This window comes from Nakamurella sp. (assembly GCF_048594475.1).
In the GTDB taxonomy this organism is placed as follows: domain Bacteria; phylum Actinomycetota; class Actinomycetes; order Mycobacteriales; family Nakamurellaceae; genus Nakamurella.
In genome coordinates, this window is record NZ_JBMDXT010000250.1 from 1 (window position 1) to 2,464 (window position 2,464).

The 2,464-nt window shown below is 73.4% G+C and carries 3 protein-coding genes; 2 read left to right on the plus strand and 1 reads right to left on the minus strand.

Features of this window, described 5'->3' with window-relative positions:
• The first annotated feature begins 114 nt into the window (after window positions 1–114).
• Together ACOJUF_RS11500 and speB are read left to right on the plus strand one after the other, a co-directional pair.
• Window positions 115–759 (plus strand): response regulator, encoded by a 645-nt coding sequence (locus tag ACOJUF_RS11500; protein WP_420121984.1) that lies wholly within the window; start codon window positions 115–117, stop codon window positions 757–759.
• A gap of 66 nt (window positions 760–825) precedes the next feature.
• Window positions 826–1,872, plus strand: a complete 1,047-nt coding sequence (speB, locus tag ACOJUF_RS11505) for an agmatinase (RefSeq protein ID WP_420121985.1) — start codon at window positions 826–828, stop codon at window positions 1,870–1,872.
• Window positions 1,873–1,906: 34 nt separating this feature from the next.
• Here speB and ACOJUF_RS11510 read toward each other — a convergent pair.
• Window positions 1,907–2,464 (minus strand): DUF1345 domain-containing protein (locus ACOJUF_RS11510; protein ID WP_420121986.1); only part of this gene is annotated, 558 nt, incomplete at its 5' end.

The following is a 2,464-nucleotide window of genomic DNA, read 5'->3' on the forward strand; positions in this document are numbered from 1 at the left end:
CCCGCTCCCGCCGACCCCCGCCCCGGCGACCCCCGCCCGGCCGGGCGCCGAGCGTGACGGGGGCACCGTCGTCGACGGCCGGGCCGCCCGACCGGCCGAGCCGGTGGCCCCGGCATGACGATCCGCGTGCTGCTGGTGGACGACCAGCCGCTGATCCGGATGGGCCTGGCGATGATCCTGACGGACGCCGGCGACATCGAGGTGGTGGGCGAGGCCGACGACGGCGCCGGCGGGCTGGCGCAGTTCCGCGCCCTGGCGCCCGACGTGACGCTGCTGGACATCCGGATGCCGGTGATGGACGGGATCGAGGCCACCCGGCGGATCATGGCGACCGACCCGACCGCCCGGGTCCTGGTGCTGACGACCTACGACACCGACGACAACGCCTACGCCGCGCTGCGCGCCGGGGCCAGCGGGTTCGTGCTCAAGGACGCGCCCGTGCCGGAGCTGGTGCAGGCCGTGCGGGCCGTGGCCGACGGCCACGCCGCGGTCGCGCCCCGGGTCACCCGCCTGCTGCTGGACACCTACGCGCGGCGGCTGCCCCGGCCCGCGGACGCGACGCCGGTCGCGGTCCTGACCGCGCGCGAGCGGGAGGTGCTCGGGCTGGTCGCGCGGGGCCTGACCAACGCCGAGATCGCGGACGAGTTGACGGTCTCGGAGTTGACGGTCAAGACCCACGTCAGCGCCGTCCTGGGCAAACTCGCCCTGCGCAACCGGGTGGCCGCGGTGATCTGGGCCTACGACCACGGGCTCGGCTGAGTATCAGGGGTGGCCGCGCCGGGCGGGGGACCGACCGCTGCGGATCCGGCGGGGCAGAATCGACGGATGGCCAGGTACGGCTCGATGTACGGACCCGACGTCACCTTCACCGGGGTGCCCCGCTGCGACCTGGACGACCCGGCGAGCTACGCCGATGCCGTCGCGGTGATCGTCGGCGCGCCCTACGACGCGGGGACCTCGTACCGCTCCGGCGCCCGGATGGGCCCGATGGCGCTGCGCAGCTGTGACTACTCCGAGCACACGGGGTCCCGCCCGCACCTGGCGTTGCGGGTGGACCCGCTGGCCGGGGTCGTGGATGCTGGCGACGTGGAGATGGCTCCGACCGAGACGAAGCGCTCCCTGGACGCCCTCCAGGCGGCCGTGCTGACGATCCTGCGGGCCGGCAAGGTGCCGGTCGTCCTGGGTGGTGACCACACCGTGGCCCAGCCCGACATCACGGCCATGGCCGAGCATTTCGGGTACGGGCGGATCTCGGTGATCCACTTCGACGCGCATGCCGACACCGGGGACATCCAGTTCGGCTCGCTCTACGGGCACGGGCTGCCGATGCGCCGGGTGATCGAGTCGGGCGCCGTCCGCGGCGACCGGTTCCTGCAGATCGGGTTGCGCGGCTACTGGCCCGAGCCGCCCGAGCTGCAGTGGATGGCCGAACAGGGCATGCACTGCTACGAGATGGCCGAGATCGGCCGGCGCGGACTGGACCGGGTCCTGGACGAGGCGATGCGGATCGCCACCGACGATACCGACGGGGTGTACCTGTCGGTCGACATCGACGTGTGCGACCCGGCCGCCGCGCCGGGCACCGGCACCCCGGAGCCGGGCGGGTTCAGCGCGCGGGAACTGCTGGACGCGGTCCGCCGGATCGGCCGGGAGGTGCCCCTGGTGGGTCTGGAGATCGTCGAGGTGGCCCCGCCCTACGATCACGCCGACATCACCGCGATGCTCGGCAACCGGGTGGTGCTGGAGACCCTGGGCGGGATGGCCCGGCGCCGGGCGGACGTCGCCACCGGGGCCGTCTGGGACGAGGCGACCCCGCTGATGGCCGGGCGGCTGCCCGACCCGCCCGCCCCGGGCCACGAGCGGCCGCTCTGAGCGGCGCCACCGGGCGGGGCGGTCCGGCGCGACGTCAGCGACCCGCGAACATGCTCAGCGCAAAGGCCACCACGGCCGCGTTGTAGAAGAAGCTGATGATCGAGTGCACCAGCACGTGCCAGCGCATCCGGGCGGTGGTGACCAGCACGTCCGAGACCGAGAACGCGGTGCCGATGGTGACCGCGAAGTAGACGAAGTCGACCGCCGACGGGTCGGGCGTGTCCGGGAAGGTCAGGCCGCCGGCCTGCCGGTACATGGTCGCGTACCGGCGGGCGTAGCCGGCCTGCAGCAGCATCCAGGACAGGATCATCGCGACGACGCCCAGGATGTTCAGCAGGATCGCGTAGTCGTCCGGGTTGTCCGAGACCGCGATGTCGACCGCGACCGTGAATCCGATGAGGCTGGCCACCAGGGCGAACAGGAAGTTGAACCGCAACCGCTGAGTCGCCGGGCCGGCGCTGACCGGGGTCGGCGCCCGGCGCGACCGGCGCAGCACGACGGCGCCGATCCCCACGTAGATCACGGCCAGCAGGTCCCAGACGGCCAGGTAGGCGAGTTCGTCCTCGTCGGCGACGAAGACGAAGCCCAGCCC

Bases quoted from the DNA above. Each gene is read 5' to 3' on its own strand.
- ACOJUF_RS11500 (WP_420121984.1), top strand. From the start codon at position 115: ATGACGATCCGCGTGCTGCTGGTGGACGACCAGCCGCTGATCCGGATG.
- speB (WP_420121985.1), top strand. From the start codon at position 826: ATGGCCAGGTACGGCTCGATGTACGGACCCGACGTCACCTTCACCGGG.